Raw genomic sequence first — 23571 nt, 5'->3', positions numbered from 1 at the left:
ATGATACAGATGCAGACCAATCTCGACGTCGCCGATAATTCCGGCGCGCGCCGCGTGATGTGCATCAAGGTGCTCGGCGGTTCAAAGCGGAAATATGCCTCGATCGGCGACATCATTGTCGTTTCGATCAAGGAGGCGATTCCGCGCGGCCGCGTCAAGAAGGGCGACGTGATGAAAGCGGTGGTCGTGCGGACCGCCAAGGATATCAAGCGGCAGGACGGTTCGGTCATCCGCTTCGATTCCAATGCCGCCGTGCTGATCAACAATCAGTCTGAGCCTGTCGGCACCCGCATCTTCGGACCGGTGCCGCGCGAGTTGCGCGCCAAGAACCACATGAAGATCATTTCGCTCGCGCCGGAGGTTCTGTGATGGCCGCGAAGATCAAAAAAGGCGACAAGGTCGTCGTTCTCACCGGCCGCGACAAGGGCCGTGGTGGCGAGGTGCTGCAGGTATTGCCGCGTGAAGAGCGTGCTGTTGTGCGCGGCGTCAATATCATCAAGCGCCATCAGCGCCAGACGCCGAGCCAGGAAGGTGGCATCATTTCTAAGGAGAGCACGATTCACCTCTCCAACCTCGCGCTGGCCGATCCGAAAGACGGCAAGGCAACGCGGGTGAGCTTCAAAATTCTCGACGACGGCCGCAAGGTCCGCGTTGCCAAACGTTCGGGAGACCTGATCGATGGCTGAGCCGAAAAACGAAAAGGGCGCGCCGAAAGGCGGCGCCAAGAAAGACGCAAAGCAGCAGGCCAAGGGCGGCGGTGAAACCCGGTCGGCGCGGGCGCGTGAAAACGCCTCTGCCGAGCCGTTCATCGCGCCGGCTGATTACGTGCCGCGTCTCAAGAAGCATTACAATGAGGTCGTGCGTGACGAGCTCGTCAAGCAGTTTGGCTACAAGAATGCGCTTGAAGTGCCGGTGATCGAGAAGATCGTGATCAACATGGGCGTCGGCGAGGCGGTCAATGACACGAAGAAAGTAACCTCGGCGGCAGCCGATCTTGCTTTGATTGCAGGGCAGAAGCCTGTTATCACCCGGGCCCGCAAGGCGATCGCGACCTTCAAGGTGCGCGAGAACATGCCGATCGGCGCGAAGGTGACGTTGCGCAAGACTCGGATGTACGAGTTTCTCGATCGTCTCGTGACGATCGCGTTGCCGCGCGTGCGCGACTTCCGCGGCCTCAACCCGAAGAGCTTTGACGGGCGTGGCAATTATGCGCTCGGCATTAAGGAGCACCTCGTGTTCCCGGAAATCGATTACGACAAGGCTGAGAGCATGCTCGGTCTTGACGTCATCGTTTGCACGACGGCGAAAACCGACGAAGAGGCGCGCGCCCTTTTGCGCGCATTCAACTTCCCGTTCCGGCAGTGAGACCCGGTCTCAAACGCGGAGCCAAGAGGTAGGTATATGGCTAAGAAAAGTTCGATCGAAAAGAACAAGCATCGCGAGAAGCTCGTCAAGCAATATGCGGCGCGCCGCAAGCGGCTGAAGGCTGTGGCGGATGACCAAAACCTTCCCGCTGAGGAGCGCTTTGCCGCGCGGCTGAAGCTTGCCGAATTGCCGCGCAATTCGTCGGCGGTGCGCGTGCGCAATCGTTGCGAAGTCTCCGGCCGTCCGCGTGGCTTCATCGGCAAGATGAAGATGTCGCGTATTGCAGTCCGTGATCTCGGCTCCAGTGGCCAGATCCCGGGCCTTGTGAAATCGAGCTGGTGAGGAGGGCCGCATGTCCGTGAACGATCCGCTCGGCGATATGCTGACCCGTATCCGCAATGCGCAGATGCGCCGCAAGGGCAAGGTGAATACGCCTGGCTCGCGGCTGCGCGCGCATGTGCTCGACGTCCTGACGCAGGAAGGCTATATCCGCGGCTATTCGGCCACGGAATATGGCAATGGCCGCACCGAGTTCGAAATCGAACTCAAATATTATGACGGCGAACCTGTCATCAAGGAATTGGAGCGCGTGTCGAAGCCCGGCCGGCGCGTCTATGCGGCGGTTGCCGAGATGCCCCAGGTTGCGAATGGCCTCGGCATCACCATCGTGTCGACTTCGAAGGGCGTGATGGCCGACCATACGGCGCGCGATGCGCATGTGGGCGGCGAAGTGCTCTGCAAAGTCTTCTGATCGGAAAGTAGGATAGCGATATGTCTCGCGTCGGAAAAAAAGCCGTCGTTCTGCCAGCCGGCGTCACTGCCAAGGTTGAGGGACAGAACATTGCCGTCAAGGGCGCGAAGGGCGAATTGCGCTTCGAGGTTCCGGGCGACGTCAACGTCAGTTTCGCTGATAACCAGATCAAGGTTGATCCGCGCAATGAGACCAAACGCGCCCGCGCGCTGTGGGGAACGGCCCGCGCGCAGGTGAACAATCTCGTCATCGGCGTCACCAAGGGCTTCGAGCGTAAGCTTGAGATCAACGGCGTCGGCTACAAGGCCGCCGTGGCCGGCAAGAATTTGCAATTGTCGCTAGGCTACAGCCACGACGTGGTCTTCCCGATTCCGCAAGGCATCGCGATCACCACGCCGAAGCCGACCGAGATCACGATCGTCGGCATCGATAAGCGCCAGGTCGGGCAGGTGGCGGCGGAAATCCGCGCCTTTCGGCCGCCGGAGCCCTATAAGGGCAAGGGCGTGAAATATTCTGACGAATTCATCTTCCGCAAGGAAGGCAAGAAGAAATAAGGCGCAAGCCTTCAGGAGTTTGGACCTATGGCGAAGGATATCAAGACAGGGGCTCGTCGCAAGGCGCGTGTCCGGCGGGCGGTCAAGGCCCATGCCTATGGCAAGCCGCGTCTGTCGGTGCATCGTTCGTCGAAGCAGATCTATGCGCAGATCATCGATGATGCGGCTGGCCGCACGGTGGCCGCTGCCTCGACGCTTGAGAAAACCAATCGCGACGCGCTGAAGACCGGCGCGACGATCGAGGCGGCGCGCGAAGTCGGCAAGCAGATCGCCGCCCGCGCACTCGAAGCGGGCGTGAAAGAGGTCGTCTTCGATCGCGGCGCTTACGTGTACCACGGCCGCGTCAAGGCGCTTGCCGAAGGCGCGCGCGAGGCGGGGCTGACCATTTAAACAATTCGAAGCGAGCGGCAGCAGAACGCCGGCCGCGTAAGTGACGAAAGAACGGAAGAGACTATATGGCACGCGAAGGTGAAGGCGGCGGCCGAGGCCGCGATCGGGATCGGGAAGACAGCGAATTTGTGGATCGTTTGGTCCACATCAATCGCGTCGCGAAAGTGGTGAAGGGCGGCCGGCGTTTCGGCTTTGCTGCGCTTGTCGTCGTCGGCGACCAGAAGGGTCGCGTCGGCTTCGGCCATGGCAAGGCACGCGAAGTGCCGGAGGCGATCCGCAAGGCGACGGAAGCTGCCAAGCACTCCCTGATTCGCGTGCCGCTGCGCGAAGGTCGTACGCTGCATCATGATGTGACGGGCCGCCACGGCGCGGGCCGCGTCGTCCTGCGCGCCGCACCGGCCGGTACCGGCATCATCGCCGGCGGCCCGATGCGCGCCGTGTTCGAGACGCTCGGTATGCATGACGTCGTCGCCAAGTCGCAGGGTTCGTCCAATCCCTACAACATGGTCCGTGCAACTTTCGATGCCTTGCAGCAGGAAGACTCGCCGCGCGCGGTTGCCGCGCGCCGTAGCCTGAAGGTTTCGACGCTGCAGGCACGCCGCCTTGGCGGCGATTCCGAAGCCGCAGCTGAGGCGTAAGGATTTTGCCATGACGAAAACGTCGAAATCGAAGCTCGTCGTCGAGCAAATCAAGAGCCCGATCGGCCGTCCGGCCGCGCAGCGCTCAACGCTGATCGGCCCTTGGCCTTAACAAGCTTGGTCGCCGTGCGGAGCTTGCCGATACGCCGGCCATCCGCGGTATGATCGATAAAGTCGCGCATCTCGTGCGCATCGTCGAGAACGCGTGAGGATAGTCAAATGAAACTCAACGAGATCACCGACAATCCCGGTTCGTCGAAAGACCGCATCCGCGTCGGGCGCGGCATTGGCTCGGGCAAGGGCAAGACCGGCGGCCGCGGTGTGAAGGGCCAGAAGGCGCGCACCGGCGTTGCCATCAAGGGCTTCGAAGGCGGCCAGATGCCGTTGCATCGGCGCCTGCCGAAGCGCGGCTTCACCCCGCCGAACGCCAAGGACTACAACGAAGTCAACATCGGCCGTATTCAGGAGGCTGTTGCCGCCGGCAAGCTTGCCGCCGATACGCTTGTTACGATCGAGGCTTTGGTGGCCGCCGGCGTGGTCAGCAAGCCCCGCGATGGCGTCAGAATCCTTGGCGTCGGCGAAATCAGCGCCAAGCTCGCTTTCGAAGTCGCGGGCGCCTCGAAATCGGCCATTGCCGCCATTGAAAAGGCGGGTGGTTCGGTCAAGCTTCTCAATGTCGTAGCAGAGGCTGCGACAGACGCCTGAGCGACGGTTGCAGGGGAGCCTTTGGCTCCCCACATCTTGAGCTTCAGGGTATTTTTGTGATTTGGCGTTGAAAGCCAGGCGGAGCACTTTATGGCATCGGCCGCAGAACAGCTTGCTGCTAACGTCAACTGGGGCGCTTTCGCCAAAGCCGATGAACTCAAAAAGCGGATTTGGTTCACGCTTGGCGCGTTGATCGTTTACCGGCTCGGCACTTATATTCCGCTGCCGGAATTGATCCCGCAGCCTTCGCCCATGCCTTCAATGGCAATAGTCAGGGCGTCTTACAGCTCTTCAATATGTTTTCGGGCGGCGCCGTGCAGCGCATGGCGATCTTCGCCCTGAACATCATGCCCTATATCTCTGCCTCGATCATCATCCAGCTTCTCACGAGCGTGTTTCCGTCGCTTGAGGCCTTGAAAAAGGAAGGCGAGTCGGGGCGCAAGATTCTCAATCAATATACGCGCTATCTGACTGTCGTACTGGCCGGGTTCCAGGCTTATGGCATTGCTGTGGGCCTGCAGGGGCAGGCGGGCATCGTCACCAATCCGGGTATCTTCTTTACAATCACGACGACGATCACGCTGGCCGGCGGCACCTTGTTCCTGATGTGGCTTGGTGAGCAGATCACAGCGCGCGGCATCGGCAACGGTTCCTCGCTGATCATTTTCTCCGGCATCGTCGCCGCTTTCCCGCTGGCGATCGTTCACACGCTGGAACTCGGCCGCCAGGGTCAGCTCTCGACGTTCCTCATCCTCGCCGTCGTAGTGGTGGCGATCGCGGTGATTGCCTTCATCGTCTTCATGGAGCGGGCCCAGCGACGGTTGGTGATCACCTATCCGAAGCGCCAGCAGGGCAATCGCACCTACGACCGGCAGACGTCGTTCCTGCCGTTGAAGCTGAATACGTCCGGCGTTATTCCGCCGATCTTCGCCTCGTCGTTGCTGCTTCTGCCGACGACGATCGCCAATTTCTCAAGCCATGGCGGCACTACCGGCGGCATCCTTTCGACGATCTCGCTTTATCTCGGCCACGGCCGGCCGCTCTACATGATCCTTTATGTGTTGCTGATCGTTTTCTTCGCCTTCTTTTATACGGCGATCGTCTTCAATCCGACCGAAACCGCCGACAATCTGAAGAAACATTCTGGCTTCATCCCCGGCATCCGGCCCGGCGAGCGCACCGCACAATTTATCGATAAGGTTTTGATGCGGATTACCGTTCTCGGTGCCGGCTATCTCTGCCTCATCTGCATTTTGCCGGAGCTTCTCGTATCCTACGCCAACATGCCGTTTTATTTCGGCGGCACCTCGCTCCTCATCGTGGTTAGCGTTATGATGGATACTGTGGCGCAGATCCACGGCCACCTTCAGGCGCACCAGTATGAAGGTCTGGTCAAGAAAGCGAGATTAAAAGGGAAGAAGCGATGAGGTTGATTCTGCTCGGACCGCCCGGAGCAGGCAAGGGGACACAGTCGTCACGCCTCGTAAAGAAATACAGCATCCCGCAACTCTCGACCGGCGACATGCTGCGTGCCGCGGTTGCGGCCGGCACGCCGATCGGGCTTAAGGCCAAAGCGGTGATGGACGCGGGTGGCCTGGTCTCGGACGAGATCGTGCTTGGCATCATTGCCGATCGGATCGATGAGCCGGATGCGGCCAAAGGTTTTATTCTGGACGGTTTCCCGCGGACGGTGAAACAGGCCGAAGGGCTCGATCGGTTGCTCGCCGACAAGGGACTGAGCCTTGATGCCGTGGTTGAGCTGAAGGTCAACGAAGCCGAATTGCTGGGACGGATCGAGAAGCGTGTGAAAGAGACACTCGCCGCGGGCGGTAGCGTCCGCGCGGATGACAATCCCGAGGCCTTCAAGACCCGGCTTCACGCCTATCGTGAGATGACGGCGCCGGTTTCGGCCTATTACGCCGAGCGCGGCGAACTGAAGACGGTGGATGGCATGGCGCGGATCGAATCCGTAAGCGCGGCCATTGATGACGCCATTGCAGCGGCCCAGAATGTATGAGGCTTGCTACGGATAAAGCTCTGATTTTGCCGCGATTTGCAGTTGACGGCGCGCATCTGAAACACTAGGTAAAGCGTTCAAACCCAAATAAACCGGTCCGGCCTCTCTGGCTAGCCATGAGAGGGCAGTTTATTGTTATCAGATATCCCCGCAAGGGCCGGTCTCCACCGGACGCGGGATTTCCCGCCGCCAATACGCGGCAGACATGGAGAAAATAGTGGCTCGTATTGCTGGCGTTAACATTCCGACGAACAAGCGTGTCGTCATCGCCCTTCAGTATATTCACGGCATTGGCCCGAAGAACGCGCAGGAAATCATCGAGAAGGTCAACATCGCGCCGGAGCGCCGTGTGCATGATCTGACCGATGCGGAAGTTCTGCAGATCCGCGAAACGATCGACCGCGATTATCAGGTCGAAGGCGACCTGCGCCGCGAAGTTTCGATGAACATTAAGCGGCTGACCGATCTCGGCGTCTATCGCGGTCTGCGTCATCGTCGCCAGCTGCCGGTGCGCGGTCAACGTACCCACACCAACGCCCGCACCCGCAAGGGCAAGGCGAAGCCGATCGCCGGCAAGAAGAAGTAATCGCGCGAGACGCGCTCGCGCCCTGGCTGCCTGATATGCCGGGGTGCGTATGATTTGACGTTTAAACCAAGAAGCCCGAGCGCCTGGAATTACGGGCGCGCTGGAAGGACCAAGAGCAATGGCAAAAGAAGCAACCACACGCGTCCGCCGCCGCGAGCGCAAGAATATCGTCTCCGGCGTGGCGCATGTGAATTCGTCGTTCAATAATACAATGATCACCATCAGCGACGCGCAGGGCAATACGATTTCCTGGTCGTCGGCCGGCACGATGGGATTTAAGGGTTCGCGTAAATCGACGCCTTATGCTGCGCAGATGGCGGCTGAGGATGCGGCGCGCAAAGCCGCCGAACACGGCATGCGCACGCTTGAAGTCGAAGTCTCGGGCCCGGGTTCGGGTCGCGAATCAGCGCTGCGCGCCTTGCAGGCCTCGGGCTTCACCGTCACATCGATCCGCGACGTGACGCCGATCCCGCATAACGGCTGCCGCCCGCGCAAGCGCCGCCGCGTCTAATTGTTTTAACTCGCAGAGGCTTTCGGTATTGGCCGGAAGTCCCTCATACCCCCATGAGGATGCTCTCGTGATTCAGAAGAACTGGCAGGAGCTCATTAAGCCGAACAAGCTCGAGGTTTCCCCGGGCGACGATTCCAAGCGTCTCGCAACCGTCGTTGCCGAGCCGTTGGAGCGTGGTTTCGGTGTGACGCTCGGCAATTCGCTGCGGCGTATTCTTTTGTCGTCGCTGCAAGGCGCGGCAATTACCTCGGTGCATATCGACGGCGTGCTGCATGAATTCTCGTCGATCCCCGGTGTTCGCGAGGACGTGACCGATATCGTCCTCAACATCAAGGACATCGCGATCAAGATGCAGAGCGAGGGTCCGAAGCGGATGGTCTTGAAAAAGACCGGCCCGGGCAAGGTCACGGCCGGCGACATTTCGACCGTTGGCGATGTCCAGGTGCTGAACCCCAATCTCGTCATCTGCACGCTCGATGAGGGCGCAGAAATCCGCATGGAATTCACCGTCAACACCGGCAAGGGTTACGTGACGGCGGATCGCAATCGCAGCGAAGATGCGCCGATCGGCTTGATCCCGGTCGATAGTCTTTATTCGCCGGTGCGCAAGGTCAGCTATCGCGTCGAGAACACCCGCGAGGGCCAGATCCTCGATTACGACAAGCTCACCATGCAGCTCGAAACCGATGGCTCGGTTTCGCCGGAAGATGCCGTGGCTTATGCCGCGCGCATTCTGCAGGATCAGCTCAATGTCTTCGTCAATTTCGAAGAGCCGCGCCGCGAAGAAGTCGCGCCGTCTATCCCAGAGCTCGCCTTCAACCCGGCGCTGCTCAAGAAGGTCGACGAACTCGAACTATCAGTGCGTTCGGCGAACTGCCTGAAGAACGACAACATCATCTACATCGGCGACCTGATCCAGAAGACGGAAGCCGAGATGTTGCGCACGCCGAACTTCGGCCGAAAGTCCTTGAACGAGATCAAGGAAGTGTTGGCGCAGATGGGCTTGCACCTCGGCATGGAAGTCACCGGCTGGCCGCCGGAGAATATCGACGAACTCGCCAAGCGGTTCGAAGAGCATTATTGATATCGCTCCCTCCCCGAAAACGGGGAGGGAATAATACCCGGCCGTACCTTGGCACGGCGGCCGCATAAGGAGACTGGCCATGTATCACGGTCGCGCGAAGCGCCGCTTCAATCGTACAGCCGAGCATCGCAAGGCGATGTTCGCCAATCTTTCGCAAGCCCTCATCAAGCATGAGCAGATCGTCACGACGCTGCCGAAGGCGAAAGACCTTCGTCCGGTCGTCGAAAAGCTCGTGACACTCGGCAAGCGTGGCGACCTGCACGCGCGCCGTCAGGCGATTGCGCAGATCAAGGACGTCGATCTCGTCCGCAAGCTCTTCGATGTTCTCGGTCCGCGCTACAAGACCCGCAATGGCGGCTATACGCGCGTGCTGAAAGCCGGGTTCCGCCAGGGCGACAATGCGGCGCTCGCCGTCATCGAGTTCGTGGATCGCGACGAGGATGCGAAGGGCAAGGATTCAGGCCCGGTTCGCGAAGAGGCCGCTGCGGGGGCTTAAAGGCCATGCCGATGACATCGGGTGCCGTCGTCGGCGCGCCGAAGTTGATTTTATATTTGGAAGGGGCGGTGCTGGCACTCAGCGCCGCCTTTTTCTTTTGGCGCGGGACGCCCAACTCGGCGCCGACCGGGCGTTTGGCTATGGGCTTAAATATGCCACGGCCTTCGGTGACACACATTTGGGATACATTGGCCGCTAAATCCGGGTGATTGGTGGAATTGACGAGGACTGCATGAAAGAGATTTCGCGCTTCGGGATTGTTCTTGCTTTGACTCTCGGCTCGGCTCTTGCCGTAGCGCCTCTGGCGGCCGATCCGGCCGTGCCGACATCGGCCGGCGAGATCACTTTATCTTTCGCGCCCATCGTCAAGAAAGTCGCGCCCGCCGTCGTCAATGTTTACGCGTCGCGTACCGACGTTCAGCCGCGCAATCCTTTGTTCGACGATCCGGTCTTCCGGCATTTCTTTGGCGATTCGCAGGAGCAAAGACCAGGCGGCCCGACCGCGCAATCGCTCGGCTCCGGCGTGCTGATCGATCCGAGCGGCCTTGTCGTCACCAATTATCATGTGATCGCGGGCATGACCGACGTGAAGGTCGCGCTCTCGGACCGTCGCGAAATGCCGGCGAAGATTGTGCTGCGCGATCAGCGCACCGATCTGGCTGTGCTGCGGCTCGATGGTAAAGGACCGTTCCCGTATATGGAGTTCGACGATTCCGACAAGCTTGAGGTCGGCGATCTCGTGCTCGCCATTGGCGATCCTTTCGGTGTCGGGCAGACCGTGACGCAAGGCATCATCTCGGCACTGGCGCGGACGGAAGAAGGCATTTCGCACTACGGCTTCTTCATTCAGACCGATGCGGCGATCAATCCCGGCAATTCCGGCGGCGCGTTGGTCGATATGCGTGGCCGCCTTATTGGCATCAATTCGGCGATTGTCTCGCAGACTGGGAGCTCGGTCGGCATCGGCTTCGCGATACCCTCCGACATGGTGAAGGTCGTTGTCGCGACGGCAAAAAGCGGCCGTACCGAGGTTCGTCGGCCATGGCTCGGCGCGGGCCTGCAAAACATCACCAAGGATATCGCCGATTCCCTCAATCTCGACCGCCCGGTCGGCACGCTCGTCACCGACGTGACGGCGAAGGGGCCCGCTGAGAAAGCGGGACTTCAGCACGGTGATCTGATCGTCGCCGTCGACGGCCAGTCCACGGATGATCTCGAAGCTTTCAGTTACCGCTTCGCGACGGTACCGCTCGGCAACAACGCTATCTTCTCGGTGATCCGTGATGGCAAGCCGCTCAAACTCACGATCAAGGCGGAGCCGGCACCGGAACTGCCGCGAGATCCGGTGAAAATCGCCGGATCATCGCCCTTCGCGGGCGCGACGGTCATCAATATTTCGCCCGCGGTGGCGGAGGAGTTTTCGCTGGAATCAGCGCAGCACGGCGTTGTCATCAGCGATATCGATAGCGACTCGCGCGCGGCGGTGGTCAACCTGCAGAAGGGCGACGTCGTGATCGCGGTCAACAATACAAAAATCAACACGACGCATGATCTGGAGACCGCGACGGCTGGCGAGCATTATTTCTGGAAAGTCAGCATCGGCCGCGGCAACCAGATCATCACGACTGTCGTCGGCGGCAACTGAGGGCATGGGGCATGAAACGAGGCAATCAACATGATTGCTTCGCCAGCTTCGTAGAATTTAGGCTGCGCGCCGGCCGCCCTTTTCGGCCGGCTTCAAGCGGCTGAGGCGGCGCTTCAACGACGACCAGAGATGGGAGATTTCCTCGGCGGCCTTGCCCTCGGAATCGATTTCCGTCGCGCCCATGCCTTCGCGGGCCGCTTCCTGATAATCGACGCGTGCGACGATGAAGGGGCGTAGCAAGCCGCCCATCGCCTCGACGGCGGCGGCGCCGTCGTTGACGCGCTGGCTTTCCTGCATCGGTGGACATTGGTTGAGGATAAAAGCGTAATCCTTCGCGAGCGTCTTCAGCTTGCCGCGCGTCGCTTCGCTCGCCCAGATATCGAAGATCGTCGGGCGGGCGGGGATCAGGCAAAGATCGGCCACGCGCATGGCGGCATCGGCCGCAGGCGAATCCGTCGCCGGGGTGTCGATGATCACGAGCGTAACACGTCCGCGGGCCAGAGCCGCGACAGCGGCCTCAAGCTTCGCCGCCGTTACCGCTTCGCACGGCATGTTTTCGTCCTGGCGGCGATGAGCCCATTTCAGCAATGATTTCTGCGGGTCCATGTCGAGGAGGAAAACGCGCTCGCCGCTTTCCTGCGCCGCGACGGCGAGGCAGGCCGCCAGCGTGCTCTTGCCCGATCCACCCTTTTGATTGACCATTGCGACGACACGCATGCGCGATGCTCCCGACATTCGACTCAGAATATACTTCCTTTCAATTCTCATCGAAACGTTAACCGACTGATAAAGATTTGGATTTCGTGTCGGAGCGGGGACGTGCGATGATGCGTGCGGATGCGTTTTTGCCCTTCATTTCCGAGGCTTTCGCGCCCAAATTGAAGCAATATGTCCGATCTTTTCGCCGCCGCTCATTTGTCTGATCAAGCCCCGCATCCGCTGGCGGATCGTCTGCGCCCGCAGCATCTGGATGAGGTTGCCGGGCAGGATCATTTGCTCGGGCCTGAAGGGGCGTTAGGCCGTCTGATCCGCGCTGGTTCGCTCGGCAGCCTGATTTTCTGGGGGCCGCCCGGCACCGGCAAGACGACCGTCGCGCGGCTTCTGGCGGCGGAAACCAAGCTCGCTTTCGTGCAGATCTCGGCGATTTTTACGGGTGTCGCCGAACTCAAGAAGGTGTTCGAGGAAGCGCGCAAGCGCCGCGCAATCGGGCAGGGCACGTTGCTCTTCGTCGATGAAATCCATCGCTTCAACCGCACGCAACAGGACAGCTTCCTGCCTGTGATGGAGGATGGCACGATCACGTTGATCGGCGCGACGACCGAGAATCCGAGCTTCGAACTGAACGCTGCGCTTCTGTCGCGCGCACGCGTGCTGACTTTTCGCGCCCTCGACGAGCCGGCGCTCGACAAGCTTCTGACTCGCGCCGAGACGCTTGAGGGCAAAGAGCTGCCGCTGACGCCGGACGCCCGCGAGGCCTTGCTACGCATGGCGGATGGCGACGGCCGCGCCATCCTGACGCTGGCCGAGGAAGTCTGGCGGGCCGCGCCGCTTGCGCCGCTCGATGTCGAATCGCTGACCGAGATCGTCCAGCGCCGCGCACCGATTTACGACAAGGCGCAGGAGGGCCATTACAATCTCATCAGCGCGCTGCATAAATGCGTGCGCGGCTCAGACCCCGATGCGGCACTCTACTATCTCGCGCGAATGCTCGACGCGGGCGAGGCGCCGCTTTTCATCGCCCGGCGCATCGTGCGCATGGCGACCGAGGATATTGGCCTCGCCGACCCGCAGGCGCTTGTCGTCGCGAACGCGGCGAAGGACGCCTATGATTTCCTCGGTTCGCCGGAGGGGGAACTGGCGTTGGCCAACGCGCTGATCTATGTCGCCACCGCGCCGAAGTCGAATGCCGCCTATCGCGCCTATGGTGCCGCGCAACGTCTCGCCAAGGAGCACGGCTCGCTGATGCCGCCGAAGGTCATTCTCAACGCGCCGACGAAATTGATGAAGACCGAGGGCTATGGCTCAGGTTACGAGTACGATCACGACGCGCCTGAAGCATTCTCGGGCCAGGATTATTGGCCGGAGAAACTTGGGCGGCAGGACATCTATCGTCCTGTCGAGCGCGGCTTCGAACGCGAGATCAAGAAGCGGCTCGAATATTGGGAAAAGCTCAGGAAGGAACGGGGACGAGGGTGAAAAAAGCACCTGCAAAGGTTCGGGCGAAAAGTCTCCCATCGGGAGAAGGCGGCGGCTTGCGCGGCAAGGTACGCGTCGCGCGAACGCCAAAGACGGAACCCTCTCCCCCGGTCGCGCCCGCCGGCCACCACCCGCTCCTCGAGGAAGAGGTGATCCATCGCACCGTCCAGACGCTCCTGGTCAGCGAGGACGAGGATGGATTGCGACTTGATCGCTGGTTCAAGCGGCATCTGCCGACGCTGTCGTTGTCTCATCTGAACAAGATCGTCCGCACCGGTCAGGTGCGTGTCGATGGTGCGCGCGCGACGACATCGACGCGGCTGGTCACTGGACAGAAAATCCGCGTCCCGCCGGTCAATGTTACGCCGCCAGCGCCGAAGCCTGCCTTCAACGAGGCCGACCGCAACGCGATCCGCGATATGATCCTCTATGAGGATCAGGATCTCATGGTGCTCAACAAGCCGCATGGCCTTGCAGTGCAGGGCGGCTCCGGCACCAAGTATCATGTCGATGGCATGCTGGCCTCGCTCGCGGACGAAAAGGGCGAGCGCCCGGTGCTTGTGCATCGGCTCGACCGCGATACGGCGGGCGTCCTGCTTATCGCCAAATCGCGCCGTGTCGCGGCGAAGCTGGGCGACGTTTTTCGCTCACGTCAGGCAAAGAAAATCTATTGGGCACTCGTCGAAGGTGTGCCGAAGCCCGCACAGGGGCGCATTTCGCTGTTTCTCGCCAAGGGTGAGGGGATGGGCGACGACCGCGGCAAAAAGGGGCCAGCACCGCACGCCAATCGCGAGAAGATGCAAATCGCCAAGCATGGCGATGCTGAAGCGCAGCATTCGGTGACGTATTACGCCGTGGTCGACAAGGCTGCGCCGCGGCTGGCGTGGCTCTCGATGAAGCCGATCACCGGCCGCACGCATCAATTGCGCGCCCATGCTGAAGCTATTGGCCATCCGATCGTCGGTGATCCGAAATATTCGGGAGATGCCAACACGCCGCGCCGGCTCGATCCGATCCGGCAAATTCCGGATGGCGTTGAACACAAGCTGCATCTGCTTGCGCGCCGGCTCGTGCTGCCGCATCCGCGTGGCGGGACGCTTGATGTGACGGCGCCGCTGCCGCCGCATATGCAAAAAAGCTTCGACATGTTCGGCTTCGACGTGAAGGGCCGCGATCCGATCGAAGACGCGCCGGAATAATTATCCGGCGTAAGTCCCGTAGACCGGCCGATAAGCGCGGCTACGAATGTGGGCGGAGATATCGGCCGGGCGCGGCACGCCGGCGAGGTCGTGATCGAAGATATATTCTGCGATGCGCGCCGCGACATGCAGCGAGGCTTCGAGAATCTTGCTTTGCGGCGGATAGATCAGCCCGTCGGCGAGATTTTTCTCGGTCACCTGTTCGGCAACCGCTTTCGCCGCGACAATGAACATTTGCTCCGTCACGCGCTTGGCTTCGGTGGCGAAGATCGCCATGCCCATCGCCGGAAAAATATAGACATTATTGCCTTGGCCGGGCGTAAAGCTTTGGCCTTCGATCTCGACGGGGGGGAAGGGACTTCCGCTGGCGAAAATCGCGCGGCCTTGCGACCAGCGATAGGCTTCCTCCGCCGTACATTCCGAGCGCGACGTCGGGTTGGAATAAGGAAAGATGATCGGCCGCTTGTTGATATCCGCCATGGCTTCGATGACGGCCTGATTGAACAATTTCGGCACGGTGCTGACGCCGATGATGCCCGTCGGGCGCAGTTCCTTGACAGCCTCAACGAATTTGGAAATCGGCGCATGATCGAGCGCGAAAGGCCGTTGAAAATCGGCGAGATCGTTGCGTGTACGCACAACAAGGCCGTTGATGTCGAAGAGGGCGTTGCGCGCGCGCGCCGTCTTGAAGTCGAGCCCTTCGAGCGTCATCGCCTCGCTGATGAGTTCGGCAATACCGGTCGCCGCCGAGCCGCCGCCAAGGAAAAGAAATCGCTGATCGGTGAGCTTCTGTTTCGTGATTCGCAACGCGGCGAAAATGCCCGCGAGCGCGATCGCCGCCGTGCCCTGGATGTCGTCGTTATACGTGCAGATCTTGTCGCGATAGAGTTCGAGGATCGGCACGGCGTTGAAATTGGCGAAGTCTTCCCATTGAATGCAACACTTGGGATAAAGCGACTGCACCGCTTCGACGAACTCATCGATGAAGGCGGCATAGTCCGCGCCGCGCACGCGCTTTTGATTGAGGCCGAGATAGAGCGGGTCTTCGAGCAATTCCGGATTGTTGGTCCCGACATCAAGCGTGATCGGCAGGCAATATTGCGGCGGCGTGCCGGCGCAGGCGGTGTAGAGCGCGAGTTTGCCAATCGGGATGCCCATGCCGCCGACGCCCAGATCGCCCAGGCCCAAAATTCGCTCGCCATCTGTGACGACGATGAATCGAACATCTTTTTGCGGCCAATTGCTGAGGACCTCACGCAGCCGACCGCGAGCGGTGATCGGCAAATACATGCCGCGCGCGACACGGTAAATCTGATCGAATTTCTGACAGGCCTCGCCGACGGTCGGCGTGTAGACGATCGGCATGAAGGTCGCCGGATCGGACATCAAGATCGCGTAGAATAAGGTCTCGTTGCGCGCCTGAAGATCAGACAAAAACATATATTTCTGCAGATCATTGTCGAGATTGGCGAGTTCCGAATGGATTCGCGCCATCTGCAGTTCGAGCGTGACGGGGCGGGGCGGTAGCAATCCTTCGAGCCCGAGCGCCTGGCGCTCAGCCTCGGTAAAGGCGGTGCCCTTGTTGAGCCTCGGCGTGCGGAGGAGCTCGTAGCCAGCGGTTGTGATTTCAGAGGACATTTGCAGGTCCAGATTTCAGCGGATTGCGTGTGAGCTACCATAAAACACGCAAAACCGCGCCGCACCGAGATAATTTTCGCAACGCAGCGCGGTCATATTTTCTTGTCCGGGGATTTAACCGCTATTGCGTAGCCCGGCCGAAATTCCGTTGATCGTAATCTGCACGCCACGCAGGATCGATTCATCCTCGTTGTCCGCAGCGCGATGCAGCTTCAGCAATTCGACCTGCACATGGTTCAGCGGATCGAGATAAGGAATGCGCATGCGCAGCGAGGCATCGAGCATCGGATTATCCTGCAACAATTCCTTCTGGTTGGTGATCTTCAGCAGTCCATCAACCGAAACCAGCCATTCAGCGCGAATAGCCTGGAAGATTTTGTCGCGCACATTGCGGTCGGGCACGAGTTCGGCATAGCGCGAGGCGATGCCGATATTGCTCTTGGCGAGCACCATTTCCATGTTCGACAGCATGGTGCGGAAGAAGCCCCATTCGCGATACATGTCCTGAAGGAATTTCAGGCCGGTGTCCGGATGCTTTTCGGTCCACGCCTTGAAGGCGGAGCCGAAGCCAAACCAACCCGGCAGCATAAGCCGGCATTGCGCCCACGAGAAAACCCAGGGGATCGCGCGCAGATGCTCGATCTTGCGCGTCTTCGTGCGCGAGGCCGGACGGCTGCCAATGTTCAACGTTGCGATCTCGGTGATGACAGTCGAGCCCCAGAAATAGGATTCGAATTCGGGCGTATCGTAGACAAGCGCGCGGTAGGCCTTGAAGGCATAGCCCGACAGCTCTTCCATCGCCGAAAGATATTCTTCCTGCGGCGCGTGCTTCTCCGGCATCAGCAAAGAGGCTTCGAACGTCGCCGCGACGAAGGTTTCAAGATTACGTCGGCCGACATCCGGATTTGAATATTTGGACGAGATGATTTCGCCTTGCTCGGTGACGCGGATTTGGCCGCCGACAGCGCCGCTCGGCTGCGCCAGGATGGCCTCGTAGGCCGGGCCACCACCGCGGCCGACCGAGCCGCCGCGACCGTGGAAGAGACGCAACTTGACCTTATGCTTCTTGAAGGTCTCGACGAGGCCAATTTCGGCCTTGTACAATTCCCATCCGGAGGTGATGAACCCGCCATCCTTGTTGCTGTCGGAATAGCCGAGCATGATCTCCTGCGTATCGCCGCGGCTTTCGACAAGGCGGCGATAGGCGGGCAGGGCGAAAGCTTTCTCCATCACGCCTGCACAATTGCGCAAATCTTCGATGGTCTCGAACAGCGGCACGATATCGATCTTGCTCTTGCCGCCCGGCCCGATCAGGCCGACCTCCTTGAGGATGATCGCGAGTTCGAGCATGTCGGAAACGGATTCCGCCTTTGAGATGATGCTCGTGCGGATCGCCTCGGCGCCATAGGTCGCGCGCGCTTCGACAGCCGCTTGGAAGATCGCGAGTTCTTTCCGCGTCTCGTCCGAGTAGGCGAAGAAGGGCGAGATCAGCGGACGGACTTCGCTCAGCTCCTTGGCGAGAATTGCGACGCGCTCGTCCTCATTGCGTGAAGTGTAATTCGTCCCCGGCGCGACAGCTTCCAGCAGTTCCGCGATCGTGCGCTCATGCACGTCAGAATTCTGCCGCAGATCAACCGTCGCCAGATGGAAACCGAAACAGCTTGCCGCACGGCGAAGCGCCCGCAGCCGCCCGCGTGTGACAAGCCGTGCGCCATTCAATTTCAACGACTGGTCGATGATATGCAGATCGCGGCGGAATTCGTCCGCATTGCGATAAGGCGGCATGAAGTCGTCGCGCGAGCGGATCGGGTATTGATCGTCGATCGCACGCAGATTTGCCGCGACGCGGCCGCGGATGGCGGCAACGGCGCGGCGGTAGGGCTCCGCCATGCGGTGCGGTGAGGAATCCGGGGAACTCGAGGCAAGTTCGCGCAACTCGTCGGTGATTTCGACGAGTTCTCCGGTGATTGAAAGCTCCATACCGAGCTTGCTCAATTCATCGAGGTAATGCGTCAGAATGCGTGCGCCGTGCATCTGCGTCGTGGACCGCAGAACTTCGGCATCGACAAACGGATTGCCATCGCGGTCGCCACCGATCCAGCTTCCAAGCCGCAGGAACGAGGCGATCGGAACATCGTCGAGGGACGGATCGTAGGCACGCACCTGACGTTCGACTTGCTGATAAAGGCGCGGCACTTCATCGAGGAATGTATAATCGTAATAGGCAAGGCCGTTGGTGACTTCGTCGCGGACATTGAGCTTCGTGCGACGTAGCAGGCTCGTCTGCCACAAAAGCAGGACGGCGCGGCGGATCTTGTCCTCGATCTCCTGTTCCTCGTCGGGTGTCCATGTCTGCCGGTCGCGCCGTTCGAGCAGATGTGCGATCGCCATCTCGCGCATCATCGTGCTTTTGCGCCGTACCTCGGTCGGATGCGCGGTCAGCACCGGAACCATGAAGGCGTGATCGAAGAAATCCTGCAATTGCGCGGCAGTAATGCCGGCCTCATGGGCGCTGGAGAGAGAGCGTGCCAGCGTGCCGGGCTGCGGGGGGACGTTGGCGATGGCATCGCGCCGCATCTTGCGGATCAGGTTCTGATCTTCCGCCAGATTGGAGAGGTGCGAGAAATAGCTATAGGCGCGAACGATCTGCACGGATTGCGTCGGCGTCAGCGAGCGCAGAATGGATTCAAGTTTAGCGCGTGCCTCCTGGTCGCCATTGCGATGGAAGCGCACCGAGGTCTGGCGAATGAGCTCAACCAGGTCGAAAATTTCCTGGCCCTGCTGATCGCGCACCGTGTCGCCGAGAATGCGTCCTAGAAGCCGAATGTCGTCCTTCAGCGCGCGATCGGGCTCCCGGTCGGCGGTAAAGTCGGTTCTGTCGGTCTCTTTGTTCATCTTTTTCTCCGGCGCTTCCTTTATTCCCGCTCCTTCTATAGCCGCTGACGCGCGCCCGTGCTGCGTCTTTTTCGGTCAGCCGCGCGCGACATTTCACCCCTAAAGGGTTCTGCGCTAAAGGAAACTGATGCGCGACGATCTCACGAAACCACAGCCTCAGCCGGCCGATCCCGTTGCCCTGGCGCGGCGCGAACTGCAAAAAGCGCTTCCCGGGCGTTTCTACAAGGACGTGCGTGCCAAACCCCTCGGCGACGGCTTCGCCCTTGCGCTTGACGGCCGCATTGCAAAGACCCCGGCCAAGCATGACTTGGTCGTGCCAACCCCGGCGCTAGCCGATGCCATCGTAGGCGAATGGCAAGCGCAGGGCGAGAAGATCGATTTTGCCGCGATGCCGCTGACACGCCTCGCCTTTACCGCCATCGACGGGATCGCCGGTAAGGTTCAGGCCGTGACCGAGGACATCGTCAAATATTCGGAAACCGATCTCGTCTGCTATCGCGCTGCTGAACCAACCAGTCTGGTTGCGGCTCAGGCCGCGGCGTGGGATCCGATCCTGGATTTTGCTGCGACGCAACTTGATGCGCGATTTGTCTGCGCCGAGGGCGTTATGTTTGTCTCCCAGCCGGAGGCCGCCCGCGCGGCGATTGCGGCTCGGGTGGCCGAGATTGGGGGAGGGATGAATGCGCCCTTCGCCCTCGCGAGCCTTTCAACGATGACGGTTCTGACCGGCTCGATCCTCATTGCGCTGGCACTCACAGGCGGCGAGCTGAGCCTCTTTTCCGCCTGGGCCGCCGCGCATGTCGACGAAGACTTTCAGGCCCGCCAATGGGGGCAGGATCGCGAGGCGACGGCTCGGCGCAACCTACGCTTTGCCGATATGGCCGCCGCGGAAAAATTTTGGCTTCTCCTCCATAGGCCGGAAAAACGCCCGGAAGAGCAGTACAATCCTTGAGTTCCTCCAGCCGGAGGCATAGGTTCCGGCCAGACTGAAAAGGAGTCCGAAATGGGATCGTTGTCGATCTGGCATCTGCTGATCCTTGGTGCTGTTGTGCTTCTGCTGTTTGGCGGCAAGGGCAAGATTTCAGACATCATGGGTGATTTCGCCAAGGGCATTAAGTCCTTCAAGAAAGGCCTTGCCGACGAGGATGCGCCGTCTGCGACCGCGCCCGCCTCGCTCGATCATCGCCAAGCCGTTGAAGCTAATCCGGTTTCCCAGTCGCAGAAGGTCAATTGACCCTTCCGCGCCAACGGCGTTCGCTTCCCCATGTTTGAATTCGATGCCGGCAAGCTGCTGATCATCGCCGTGGCGGCGTTGATCTTCATTGGCCCAAAGGATCTACCGCGCGTGATGCGGCAAGTCGGCCAAGCTGTCGGCAAACTCCGCCGCATGGGCGCCGACTTCCAGGCCCAGTTCATGGAGGCAATGAACGAGGCCGGCGCCGAAGACATCAAGGCGAGTGTCAATACGTTGAGCGACAGCGCCAAGATCAATCTCGACTTCGATCCCCTCAATGTGGCGAAAAGTGAAGCCGCGCAGATGACCCGCCAGATCGAGGCGCCCATCGGCGCGCCAGCCGCACGGGGGCCTGCGATGGTGCCGGAGACAGCCGAACCTGAAGCCACGGCCGGGCGCGCTGGCGGCGATTGATACCATCCCCATGACCGACGCTGACATCGAGTCGACCCGCGCGCCGCTGATCGAGCATCTGATCGAATTGCGAGCGCGTCTCATCAAGGCGCTGCTCGCTTTTATCGCGATGTTCGTTGTCTGCTTTTTCTTCGCGAAGAATATCTACAATATCCTGCTCGTTCCCTATCAGCATGTTGCGGGGCCAGGCGCCAAACTGATCTTTACTGCGCCGCAGGAATACTTCTTCACGCAGATTCAGGTTGCTCTATTTTCGGCGGCATTTCTGGCGTGCCCGGTGATCTTCGCGCAGATTTACGCGTTCGTGGCGCCGGGGCTTTATCGGCAGGAGCGGCGCGCCTTCGTGCCCTATCTTTTCGCGACCCCGGTCTTTTTCCTGCTCGGCGCTTTGATGGTTTATTTCGTCGTCATGCCCAATTTGCTGAGCTTCTTCCTCGGCATGCAGCAGGCAGCCCAGCCGGGCCGGGCGCAAATCGAGCTTTTGCCGCGTGTCAGCGAATATCTGGCGCTGATCATGACGCTGGTTTTTGCCTTTGGCGTTGTTTTCCAACTGCCCGTGGTGCTCACGCTGCTTGGCCGCGTCGGCCTCGTCAACGCGCCCTTCCTGCGGCGCCAGCGCCGCTATGCCGCCGTGCTTGTTTTCGTCGCTGCGGCGATCCTGACGCCGCCAGATGTCTTTTCAATGATGGCCCTTGCCGTTCCCGGCATGCTCCTTTACGAGCTTTCGATTATCGCGGTCGCCTTCCTTGAGAAGCAGCGCGCCGAAGCGGCGGCCAAGTCTACGACCGGCACCTGATCCAGAGTACGCCCCATGCATGACATCAAATGGATTCGCGAGAATCCCGAGGCTTTCAATGCCGGATTGAAGCGGCGTGGGTTGGAGCCACAATCGGTGGCCTTGCTGGCGCTCGACGACAAGCGCCGCGCCGCGATTGCCAAGGCTCAGTCGGCGCAGGAGCGGCGTAACGCTGCCTCCAAAGATGTTGGCGCCGCGATGAAGGCGGGCGATGGTGCTAAGGCGGCGATCCTGAAGCAGGAAGTGGCCGATCTTAAAACAGCGCTCACCACCTATGAAGACGAAGAGCGCAGCGCGATTGCCATCTTGGATGCCGCGCTTGCGCAAATTCCCAATATCCCGCTGCCGGAGGTTCCCGACGGTAAGGACGAGAACGACAACCCGGAGCTTCGTGCCATCGGCGGCAAGCCCCAATTTTCCTTTGCGCCGAAAGAGCATTTCGAGATCGGGGAAAACCTCGGCCTGATGGATTTCGATACAGCGGCGAAATTGTCCGGCGCGCGTTTTGTCGTTCTGAAAGGCGCACTCGCGCGGCTGGAGCGCGCGCTGGGTGCGTTCATGCTCGATCTGCATACCAGCGAGCATGGCTATACAGAGGTCAATCCGCCGCTTCTCGTCCGCGACGAAGCGATGTTCGGTACGGCGCAATTGCCGAAGTTCCGCGACGATCAGTTTCCGACATTTTTGGAACCGATCGCGCGGCTCGACGGAATGCTGGAATACGAACGCCGCCGCGGCGAAGAGAGAGACGCGATCGAGGCCGAGGCGGAAGTGCGCGGCGAGCAATTCGTCGAGGACTTCATCCGCGGTGCCAAGGGCCGTGGGCTCGATGAGCGTTACGCCAGAAATCTCGCGATGCGCGATGCGCGTTACGATCTCTACGCTGAGTTCGATCTCAAATATTGGAACCATCAGCTCGCCAAAAGGGCGCTCTGGCTCATCCCGACGGCGGAAGTGCCGCTAACCAATCTTGTCCGCGAGTCGATTCTCGAAGAGAAAGAACTGCCGCTGCGCGTCACCGCCTGCACGCCGTCTTTCCGGGCGGAGGCCGGCGCCGCGGGGCGCGATACGCGTGGTATGATCCGCCAGCACCAATTCACCAAAGTCGAACTCGTCTCGGTCACGACCCCGGAAGAAGCCTCCAAAGAGCACGAGCGCATGTTGGCCTCTGCCGAGGAAGTGCTGAAGCGGCTCGGCCTGGCTTATCGCGTCGTGACGCTTTGCACCGGCGATATGGGTTTTGCGGCGCAGAAGACCTACGATATCGAAGTCTGGCTACCGGGGCAGGGGCGTTATCGCGAAATTTCGTCCTGCTCGCTCTGCGGTGACTTCCAGGCGCGGCGCATGAATGCCCGTTTCCGGCCACAGGACGAGAAGGCAACGCGTTTCGTCCATACCTTGAACGGCTCCGGCGTCGCCGTTGGACGCGCGCTGGTCGCGGTTCTGGAAAATTATCAGAACGAAGACGGCTCGGTGAACGTCCCTGATGTTTTGCTGCCATATATGGGCGGTATCAAGCGGGTCTCGAAGTCAGCTTAGGCGAATCACGGTTAAGATGCGCATTTTGGTCACCAATGACGACGGCATTCATGCACCTGGGCTTCAGGTCCTCGAGCGGATTGCCGCGCAGCTCTCCGATGATGTCATCGTCGTCGCGCCGGAGCATGACCAAAGCGGCGTCTCGCATTCGCTCTCGCTCAACGATCCGCTGCGGCTGCGCAAGATTTCCGAACGGCGTTTCGCCGTTAAAGGCACGCCGACGGATTGCGTGATCATGGGCGTGCGCGAGATTTTGCGGACGCGCCAGCCGGATCTCGTTCTTTCCGGTGTTAACCGCGGCTCGAATGTCGCCGACGACGTAACATATTCCGGCACGATCGCGGCAGCGATCGAAGGCACGATTCTCGGTATTCGTTCCATCGCGCTGTCGCAGACCTATCATCCGGCCGATCACGACGAATTGGATTGGGATTGCGCCGAAGTTCATGCGCCGCGGATCATTGAATCCCTTCTTGCCGAGGGCATCGACCGCGATGTTCTCATCAACCTGAATTTCCCCGGCTGTCCGGCTGGAGATGTCGAGGGCGTCTCCGTCACCCTGCAAGGGCGACGCGACATGCAGTTGGCCCGGCTTGAGCGTCGCCACGATGGGCGTGGCAACCCCTATTATTGGGTTGCCTTCGATCGGGACGCCAGCGCGCGCCGGCCCGGCACCGATCTCGATGCGCTCTGGAACAACCGCATTTCTGTGACGCCGCTCAAGCTCGACATGACGGACGAGGTATCGGTCACGCGCTACACGCGCATCTTCGACAAGCCTGAATTTATTCCTCGTCCCAAGGAACGCGCCGAATAGCTGTTGGGCTTCGGCGGCCAGCTTTAAGCCTGGCCTAAATCATGAAAACATGAGCCTCCGTCTGATTCGGCTGCGTCACCAGCGCGGCGGGCATGGCTGCG

At 60.4% G+C, this 23571-nt stretch carries 26 protein-coding genes and 3 pseudogenes; 26 read left to right on the top strand and 3 right to left on the bottom strand.

The annotated features are described in order from the left end of the window. The 18 genes and pseudogenes from rplN to WDN02_RS16495 all read left to right on the top strand — a co-directional run bounded on the left by rplN (position 1) and on the right by WDN02_RS16495 (position 10742). Positions 1-369 (top strand): 50S ribosomal protein L14, encoded by a 369-nt coding sequence (rplN, locus tag WDN02_RS16580; protein ID WP_337294534.1) that lies wholly within the window; start codon positions 1-3, stop codon positions 367-369. After that, positions 369-686, top strand: coding sequence for a 50S ribosomal protein L24 (gene rplX / locus WDN02_RS16575; RefSeq protein ID WP_337294533.1), 318 nt, complete (start codon positions 369-371; stop codon positions 684-686). Before rplN ends, rplX begins: the two co-directional genes overlap by 1 nt. Beyond that, on the top strand, positions 679-1365 hold the full coding sequence (gene rplE / locus WDN02_RS16570) for a 50S ribosomal protein L5 (protein WP_337294532.1): 687 nt from the start codon (positions 679-681) through the stop codon (positions 1363-1365). The genes rplX and rplE overlap by 8 nt, the downstream gene beginning before the upstream one ends. A 36-nt stretch (positions 1366-1401) precedes the next feature. Continuing rightward, the gene (gene rpsN / locus WDN02_RS16565) at positions 1402-1707 is read left to right on the top strand and encodes a 30S ribosomal protein S14 (RefSeq protein ID WP_337294531.1); all 306 of its coding nucleotides are present in this window, start codon (positions 1402-1404) and stop codon (positions 1705-1707) included. Positions 1708-1717: 10 nt separating this feature from the next. Beyond that, positions 1718-2116 (top strand): 30S ribosomal protein S8, encoded by a 399-nt coding sequence (gene rpsH, locus WDN02_RS16560; protein WP_337294530.1) that lies wholly within the window; start codon positions 1718-1720, stop codon positions 2114-2116. 20 nt (positions 2117-2136) lie between these two features. Beyond that, on the top strand, positions 2137-2670 hold the full coding sequence (gene rplF / locus WDN02_RS16555; RefSeq protein WP_337294529.1) for a 50S ribosomal protein L6: 534 nt from the start codon (positions 2137-2139) through the stop codon (positions 2668-2670). A 27-nt stretch (positions 2671-2697) separates the two neighbouring features. Further along, positions 2698-3060, top strand: a complete 363-nt coding sequence (gene rplR, locus WDN02_RS16550; RefSeq protein ID WP_337294528.1) for a 50S ribosomal protein L18 — start codon at positions 2698-2700, stop codon at positions 3058-3060. 65 nt (positions 3061-3125) lie between these two features. Next, entirely contained in the window at positions 3126-3698 is a 573-nt protein-coding gene (rpsE, locus tag WDN02_RS16545) for a 30S ribosomal protein S5 (protein ID WP_337294527.1), read from the top strand. A gap of 10 nt (positions 3699-3708) precedes the next feature. After that, a pseudogene (rpmD, locus tag WDN02_RS16540) lies at positions 3709-3907 on the top strand (50S ribosomal protein L30). 10 nt (positions 3908-3917) lie between these two features. Continuing rightward, positions 3918-4403, top strand: a complete 486-nt coding sequence (rplO, locus tag WDN02_RS16535; RefSeq protein WP_337294526.1) for a 50S ribosomal protein L15 — start codon at positions 3918-3920, stop codon at positions 4401-4403. 90 nt (positions 4404-4493) lie between these two features. After that, positions 4494-5830, top strand: a pseudogene (gene secY, locus WDN02_RS16530) (preprotein translocase subunit SecY). After that, positions 5827-6420 (top strand): adenylate kinase, encoded by a 594-nt coding sequence (locus tag WDN02_RS16525; protein WP_337294525.1) that lies wholly within the window; start codon positions 5827-5829, stop codon positions 6418-6420. Before secY ends, WDN02_RS16525 begins: the two are co-directional and overlap by 4 nt. A 217-nt stretch (positions 6421-6637) precedes the next feature. Then, positions 6638-7006: a 30S ribosomal protein S13 gene (gene rpsM / locus WDN02_RS16520; protein ID WP_337294524.1), complete on the top strand. Its 369-nt coding sequence runs from the start codon at positions 6638-6640 to the stop codon at positions 7004-7006. Positions 7007-7124: 118 nt separating this feature from the next. Continuing rightward, positions 7125-7517 (top strand): 30S ribosomal protein S11, encoded by a 393-nt coding sequence (rpsK, locus tag WDN02_RS16515; RefSeq protein WP_337294523.1) that lies wholly within the window; start codon positions 7125-7127, stop codon positions 7515-7517. Positions 7518-7584: 67 nt separating this feature from the next. After that, positions 7585-8601, top strand: coding sequence for a DNA-directed RNA polymerase subunit alpha (locus WDN02_RS16510; RefSeq protein ID WP_337294522.1), 1017 nt, complete (start codon positions 7585-7587; stop codon positions 8599-8601). A gap of 79 nt (positions 8602-8680) precedes the next feature. Then, positions 8681-9097 (top strand): 50S ribosomal protein L17, encoded by a 417-nt coding sequence (gene rplQ, locus WDN02_RS16505; protein WP_337294521.1) that lies wholly within the window; start codon positions 8681-8683, stop codon positions 9095-9097. 109 nt (positions 9098-9206) lie between these two features. Next, a pseudogene (locus WDN02_RS16500) lies at positions 9207-9296 on the top strand (DUF4260 family protein); the annotation flags it as partial. A gap of 33 nt (positions 9297-9329) precedes the next feature. Continuing rightward, a complete protein-coding gene (locus WDN02_RS16495; protein ID WP_337294520.1) occupies positions 9330-10742 on the top strand; it encodes a DegQ family serine endoprotease in 1413 nt (470 codons plus the stop codon). Positions 10743-10799: 57 nt separating this feature from the next. On the opposite strand, the gene WDN02_RS16490 is transcribed toward WDN02_RS16495, so the two are convergent. After that, positions 10800-11459: a ParA family protein gene (locus WDN02_RS16490; RefSeq protein WP_337294519.1), complete on the bottom strand. Its 660-nt coding sequence runs from the start codon at positions 11457-11459 to the stop codon at positions 10800-10802. A gap of 171 nt (positions 11460-11630) precedes the next feature. Between WDN02_RS16490 and WDN02_RS16485 the strand changes: the two genes are divergently transcribed. Beyond that, positions 11631-12938 carry a replication-associated recombination protein A gene (locus WDN02_RS16485; protein ID WP_337294518.1) on the top strand — a complete coding sequence of 436 codons (1308 nt, stop codon included), beginning with the start codon at positions 11631-11633 and terminating at the stop codon, positions 12936-12938. A gap of 149 nt (positions 12939-13087) precedes the next feature. Beyond that, positions 13088-14137: an RluA family pseudouridine synthase gene (locus tag WDN02_RS16480; protein WP_337294974.1), complete on the top strand. Its 1050-nt coding sequence runs from the start codon at positions 13088-13090 to the stop codon at positions 14135-14137. On the opposite strand, the gene WDN02_RS16475 is transcribed toward WDN02_RS16480, so the two are convergent. After that, a complete protein-coding gene (locus tag WDN02_RS16475; RefSeq protein ID WP_337294517.1) occupies positions 14138-15775 on the bottom strand; it encodes an NAD-dependent malic enzyme in 1638 nt (545 codons plus the stop codon). It abuts the gene before it with no gap. 114 nt (positions 15776-15889) lie between these two features. Further along, positions 15890-18670, bottom strand: a complete 2781-nt coding sequence (ppc, locus tag WDN02_RS16470) for a phosphoenolpyruvate carboxylase (RefSeq protein WP_337294516.1) — start codon at positions 18668-18670, stop codon at positions 15890-15892. A gap of 127 nt (positions 18671-18797) precedes the next feature. Between ppc and WDN02_RS16465 the strand changes: the two genes are divergently transcribed. Genes WDN02_RS16465 through surE form a run of 6 tightly spaced genes read left to right on the top strand, consistent with a single transcriptional unit; the run spans position 18798 to position 23470 of the window. After that, positions 18798-19622, top strand: a complete 825-nt coding sequence (locus tag WDN02_RS16465; protein WP_337294515.1) for an ATP12 family protein — start codon at positions 18798-18800, stop codon at positions 19620-19622. Between the two features lie 51 nt (positions 19623-19673). Continuing rightward, complete coding sequence (locus tag WDN02_RS16460; protein ID WP_337294514.1) at positions 19674-19904, top strand: twin-arginine translocase TatA/TatE family subunit; 231 nt, start codon at positions 19674-19676, stop codon at positions 19902-19904. A gap of 30 nt (positions 19905-19934) precedes the next feature. Then, positions 19935-20318, top strand: coding sequence for a twin-arginine translocase subunit TatB (locus WDN02_RS16455; protein WP_337294513.1), 384 nt, complete (start codon positions 19935-19937; stop codon positions 20316-20318). Positions 20319-20328: 10 nt separating this feature from the next. Next, a complete protein-coding gene (tatC, locus tag WDN02_RS16450; protein ID WP_337294512.1) occupies positions 20329-21114 on the top strand; it encodes a twin-arginine translocase subunit TatC in 786 nt (261 codons plus the stop codon). Between the two features lie 15 nt (positions 21115-21129). After that, positions 21130-22653, top strand: a complete 1524-nt coding sequence (gene serS / locus WDN02_RS16445; RefSeq protein ID WP_337294511.1) for a serine--tRNA ligase — start codon at positions 21130-21132, stop codon at positions 22651-22653. 16 nt (positions 22654-22669) lie between these two features. Then, positions 22670-23470 (top strand): 5'/3'-nucleotidase SurE, encoded by an 801-nt coding sequence (gene surE, locus WDN02_RS16440; protein WP_337294510.1) that lies wholly within the window; start codon positions 22670-22672, stop codon positions 23468-23470. Positions 23471-23571: the final 101 nt, after the last annotated feature.

It is taken from the genome of Methylovirgula sp. (genome assembly GCF_037200945.1).
In the GTDB taxonomy this organism is placed as follows: domain Bacteria; phylum Pseudomonadota; class Alphaproteobacteria; order Rhizobiales; family Beijerinckiaceae; genus Methylovirgula.
The sequence above is the reverse complement of the archived record's forward strand: the minus strand, read 5'-3'. Positions and strand labels throughout refer to the sequence as shown.

Coding starts and splice junctions, on each gene's coding strand:
- rpsN (WP_337294531.1), top strand. CDS start 1,402: ATGGCTAAGAAAAGTTCGATCGAAAAGAACAAGCATCGCGAGAAGCTC.
- tatC (WP_337294512.1), top strand. CDS start 20,329: ATGACCGACGCTGACATCGAGTCGACCCGCGCGCCGCTGATCGAGCAT.
- WDN02_RS16525 (WP_337294525.1), top strand. CDS start 5,827: ATGAGGTTGATTCTGCTCGGACCGCCCGGAGCAGGCAAGGGGACACAG.
- rplO (WP_337294526.1), top strand. CDS start 3,918: ATGAAACTCAACGAGATCACCGACAATCCCGGTTCGTCGAAAGACCGC.
- rplN (WP_337294534.1), top strand. CDS start 1: ATGATACAGATGCAGACCAATCTCGACGTCGCCGATAATTCCGGCGCG.
- WDN02_RS16495 (WP_337294520.1), top strand. CDS start 9,330: ATGAAAGAGATTTCGCGCTTCGGGATTGTTCTTGCTTTGACTCTCGGC.
- rplQ (WP_337294521.1), top strand. CDS start 8,681: ATGTATCACGGTCGCGCGAAGCGCCGCTTCAATCGTACAGCCGAGCAT.
- rplF (WP_337294529.1), top strand. CDS start 2,137: ATGTCTCGCGTCGGAAAAAAAGCCGTCGTTCTGCCAGCCGGCGTCACT.
- WDN02_RS16485 (WP_337294518.1), top strand. CDS start 11,631: ATGTCCGATCTTTTCGCCGCCGCTCATTTGTCTGATCAAGCCCCGCAT.
- serS (WP_337294511.1), top strand. CDS start 21,130: ATGCATGACATCAAATGGATTCGCGAGAATCCCGAGGCTTTCAATGCC.
- WDN02_RS16490 (WP_337294519.1), bottom strand. CDS start 11,459: ATGCGTGTCGTCGCAATGGTCAATCAAAAGGGTGGATCGGGCAAGAGC.
- rpsK (WP_337294523.1), top strand. CDS start 7,125: ATGGCAAAAGAAGCAACCACACGCGTCCGCCGCCGCGAGCGCAAGAAT.
- rpsE (WP_337294527.1), top strand. CDS start 3,126: ATGGCACGCGAAGGTGAAGGCGGCGGCCGAGGCCGCGATCGGGATCGG.
- surE (WP_337294510.1), top strand. CDS start 22,670: ATGCGCATTTTGGTCACCAATGACGACGGCATTCATGCACCTGGGCTT.
- rpsH (WP_337294530.1), top strand. CDS start 1,718: ATGTCCGTGAACGATCCGCTCGGCGATATGCTGACCCGTATCCGCAAT.
- ppc (WP_337294516.1), bottom strand. CDS start 18,670: ATGAACAAAGAGACCGACAGAACCGACTTTACCGCCGACCGGGAGCCC.
- rplE (WP_337294532.1), top strand. CDS start 679: ATGGCTGAGCCGAAAAACGAAAAGGGCGCGCCGAAAGGCGGCGCCAAG.
- WDN02_RS16460 (WP_337294514.1), top strand. CDS start 19,674: ATGGGATCGTTGTCGATCTGGCATCTGCTGATCCTTGGTGCTGTTGTG.
- WDN02_RS16475 (WP_337294517.1), bottom strand. CDS start 15,775: ATGTCCTCTGAAATCACAACCGCTGGCTACGAGCTCCTCCGCACGCCG.
- WDN02_RS16455 (WP_337294513.1), top strand. CDS start 19,935: ATGTTTGAATTCGATGCCGGCAAGCTGCTGATCATCGCCGTGGCGGCG.
- WDN02_RS16465 (WP_337294515.1), top strand. CDS start 18,798: ATGCGCGACGATCTCACGAAACCACAGCCTCAGCCGGCCGATCCCGTT.
- rplX (WP_337294533.1), top strand. CDS start 369: ATGGCCGCGAAGATCAAAAAAGGCGACAAGGTCGTCGTTCTCACCGGC.
- rplR (WP_337294528.1), top strand. CDS start 2,698: ATGGCGAAGGATATCAAGACAGGGGCTCGTCGCAAGGCGCGTGTCCGG.